Origin of the sequence: Streptomyces sp. UNOC14_S4 (assembly GCF_020740835.1) — a bacterium.
In the GTDB taxonomy this organism is placed as follows: Bacteria; Actinomycetota; Actinomycetes; order Streptomycetales; family Streptomycetaceae; genus Streptomyces.
The window spans coordinates 1-3,448 of the sequence record NZ_JAINFC010000665.1 but is presented as its reverse complement, the minus strand read 5'-3'; the positions used below and the strand labels follow the sequence as shown (position 1 = coordinate 3,448).

General features: G+C 74.7%; 4 protein-coding genes. 3 read left to right on the top strand and 1 reads right to left on the bottom strand.

Features of this window, described 5'->3' with window-relative positions:
• Together K6I34_RS33965 and K6I34_RS33960 are read left to right on the top strand one after the other, a co-directional pair.
• Positions 1 to 1,640: class I adenylate-forming enzyme family protein (locus K6I34_RS33965; protein ID WP_229331892.1), on the top strand; the 1,640-nt coding region annotated here is incomplete at its 5' end.
• Positions 1,637 to 2,242, top strand: a complete 606-nt coding sequence (locus K6I34_RS33960) for a TetR/AcrR family transcriptional regulator (RefSeq protein WP_229331891.1) — start codon at positions 1,637 to 1,639, stop codon at positions 2,240 to 2,242. The genes K6I34_RS33965 and K6I34_RS33960, both read left to right, overlap by 4 nt.
• 7 nt (positions 2,243 to 2,249) lie before the next feature.
• Here the strand turns inward: K6I34_RS33960 and ddaH are convergent, their stop codons facing one another.
• Positions 2,250 to 3,017, bottom strand: coding sequence for a dimethylargininase (ddaH, locus tag K6I34_RS33955; RefSeq protein ID WP_229331890.1), 768 nt, complete (start codon positions 3,015 to 3,017; stop codon positions 2,250 to 2,252).
• Positions 3,018 to 3,062: 45 nt separating this feature from the next.
• Here ddaH and K6I34_RS33950 point away from each other — a divergent pair.
• A partial coding sequence (locus tag K6I34_RS33950) for a (2Fe-2S) ferredoxin domain-containing protein (protein WP_229331889.1) occupies positions 3,063 to 3,448 on the top strand: 386 nt, incomplete at its 3' end.

The following is a 3,448-nucleotide window of genomic DNA, read 5'->3' as shown; positions in this document are numbered from 1 at the left end:
CCTCCCCACCGTCCACCTCCCCACCGCCCACCGTCCTGTACGCCTTCCGGACCACGGCGCGGCGGGAGCCCGGCCGGAGCGCCCTCGTCTACTTCGACGGGCGGCTGACGTACCGCCAGGCCGACGAGCTGTCCGACGGGCTCGCGGGCGGCCTCGCCGCCCGCGGCTTCCGCCCCGGCGACCGCGCGGCCGTCATGCTGCAGAACACCCCGCACCTCGTGCTCGCCGTCCTCGCCGTGTGGAAGGCGGGCGGCGTCGTCGTGCCCATGAACCCCATGTACAAGGCGGGCGAGGTCCGGCACATCCTCGCCGACTCCGGGGCCGCCGCGTTCCTCTGCGAGGACCGCGTGCGGACGGGCCTCCCGCACGACGTCACCGTCGGCACGGCCGTCCGCACCGTACTCACCGCCTGCCCGTTCGACCTCCAGACCCGCGACGACGCCCGGGTGCTGCGCGGTGCGCGGACGGCCACCCCCGAGGGGGCCGAGGACCTGCTGACGGTCGCCCGCTCCGGCGAGCGGGCCCCCGCCGTCCCGGACCCCGGGCCCGCCGACCCCGCCCTCATCAGCTACACCTCGGGCACCACCGGCAGACCCAAGGGCGCCGTGAACACCCACGGCAACATCGCGCACAACGCCGAGCAGTCCAGCGGCACGTCCCGGCTGCCCGGAGGCTCCGTCTGCTTCGCGCTCGCGCCGCTCTTCCACATCGCGGGCATGGTCTCCGGGCTCGGCCTCTGCCTGGTCAACGGCGGGACGCTCGTGCTCGCCCACCGTTTCGACGCGGGCGTGGTGCTCGACGCCTTCCTGGAGCACCGCCCCGCCTACGCCGTCGGCCCGCCGACCGCCTTCATGGCCCTCATGGCCCACCCGGGCGTCGGCCGTGAGCACTTCGCGTCCTTCCGGCTGCTGTACGCCGGGGGCGCTCCGCTGCCGCCCGGGCTGGTCGAGCGGTTCCGTACGGCCTTCGGCCCGTACCTCCACAACGGCTACGGCCTCACCGAGACCACCGCGCGCCTCGCCTCCGTCCTGCCCGGCACCGAGGCGCCCGTCGACCCGGCCTCCGGCACCCTCGCCGTCGGTGTGCCGGGCCCGGACACGCGTGTGCGCATAGTCGACGGCGACGGCGCGGACGTACCGGTCGGCGAGCACGGCGAGATCGCCGTCAGCGGCCCGATGGTCGTCCCCGGCTACTGGGGGCGCCCCGGTGAGACGGCCGCCGCCCTGCCCGGCGGCGAACTGCGCACCGGCGACGTCGGCTTCCTGGACGAGGACGGCTGGCTGTACGTGGTGGACCGGAAGAAGGACATGATCAGCGCCTCGGGGTTCAAGGTCTGGCCCCGCGAGGTCGAGGACGTCCTCTACACCCACCCCGCGGTCCGCGAGGCGGCCGTCGTCGGGGCCCCGGACGCCTACCGCGGCGAGACCGTCCTGGCGTACGTGAGCCCCCGCCCGGGCGCGGACCCCGACCCCGCGGAGCTGGTCGCCCACTGCCGGGAGCGGCTCGCCGCGTACAAGGTGCCCCGCGAGGTGCGCATCCTCGCGGACCTGCCCAAGACGACGAGTGGCAAGATCCTCCGGCGGGAGCTCCGCGAGCGCGCGGGGGACAGGGCACGAGCGCGGAAGACAGGTGGCGCATGAGCAGGACGGCGACGGCCGGGACGACGGACGGCGGGAGACCCGTACCGCAGCGGCTGCTGGCCGCCGCCACACGGCTCTTCGCGGACCAGGGCTACGACCGGACGTCCGTACAGGAGATCGTCGAGGCGGCGGGGGTCACCAAGGGCGCCCTCTACCACTACTTCGGCTCCAAGGACGACCTGCTGCACGAGGTGTACGGCCGCGTCCTGCGCCTCCAGCAGGAGCGGCTGGACGCCTTCGCGTGCGCGGACGCGCCCGTGGAGCGCAGGCTGCGGGACGCCGCCGCGGACGTCGTCGTCACCACGATCGAGAACCTCGACGACACCAAGATCTTCTTCCGGTCGATGCACCACCTGGGCCCCGAGAAGCACAAGCAGGTGCGCGCGGAGCGGCGGCGCTACCACGAGCGCTTCCGCGCCCTGGTCGAGGAGGGCCAGCGCGCGGGGGTCTTCAGCGCGGCGACCCCGGCGGACCTGGTGGTGGACTACCACTTCGGCTCCGTCCATCACCTGGCCAACTGGTACCGCCCCGACGGCGCCCTGACGGCGGAACAGGTCGCCGAGCACCTGGCGGACCTGCTGCTGCGGGCGCTGCGGCCGTAGCGGCGGCTCAGTCCCGTACGCGTATGGACAGGCAGGTGACGCAGCCCTCCAGCTTCTCGAACTCGCCGATGTCCACCGGCACCGGACGCAGCCCCAGACCGGCCAGCAGCCCGGCGGTGTGCGGCGCGCGGGACGACAGCAGCACGTGACCGTCGCCCAGCAGGACGACGTGCGCGCCGGGCTCCTCCGGTACGGGCAGGAAGCGGGGGAAGAACGACGGGTCGTCGACGAGCGGCGGGTGGCCGACGACCGTGCCGTCGGGCAGCGCCGTGACGGCCGACTTCAGATGCAGCACCTTCCGTACGGGCACGGCCACCACGCGCGCGCCCAGCGGCTCGAACACGGCACGCAGCTGCCGGATGCCCTCGGCGTTCGTACGGCCGCCCTCGCCCACGTAGACGGTGTCGCCCACCTTCAGCACGTCACCGCCGTCCAGCGTGCCCGGCTCCCGCAGATGCCGGACGGCGAGGCCGAGGGCTTCCGCGGCCGACGCGGCACCCGCGGTCTCGGGGCGGCGCGGGAGGGCCCCGGAGCGGGCGACGAGGGCGGTGCCGCGGAAGACGACCAGGGCGTCCTCGACGAACACCGCGTCGGGGCAGTCGTCGGCGGGCGCGACCTCGACGGTCCGCCAGCCGTGGTCGCGCAGGACACGGCAGTAGTCCTCCCACTGCCGCAGGGCGAGCGCGGTGTCCACGGGCGAGCGCTCGATGTGCGTGACCAGCCCCTCCGCGAGACGGGGGCCGGGGCGGCGGATCAGGGCTGTTCCAGCGGGCATTGAGGGTTCCTCTCGGCGTTTGCGGTGGTGCGTATGATCTGCCGGATGACCACTGACCGAGCGCGCCGCGCCGCCCCCGCCACCTGCCGGATCACCGTGTGCCGCGGGTGCTGCTGCGGCGACCCCCGGAAGGTCCCCGGCGTCGACCACGCGGGCCAGATATCCCGGCTGCGGGCCGCACTGGACGGGGCCGCGCAGGTGCGGGCCTCGGACTGCCTGGACGTGTGCGAACAGGCGAACGTGATGGTCGTACAGCCCTCTCCGGCCGGTCGCGCGGCCGGAGGCAGGCCGGTGTGGCTCGGTCTCGTCAACGACGACGGCGCGCTGGCCGACATGGCCGCGTGGGTACGGGCCGGCGGCCCGGGCCTGGCGGACCCGCCGGGGGTACTGGACCTCTACGAGTTCGGGGTGTCGCGGCGGGTGGGCAAGGC

Coding starts and splice junctions, on each gene's coding strand:
- K6I34_RS33960 (WP_229331891.1), top strand. CDS start 1,637: ATGAGCAGGACGGCGACGGCCGGGACGACGGACGGCGGGAGACCCGTA.
- ddaH (WP_229331890.1), bottom strand. CDS start 3,017: ATGCCCGCTGGAACAGCCCTGATCCGCCGCCCCGGCCCCCGTCTCGCG.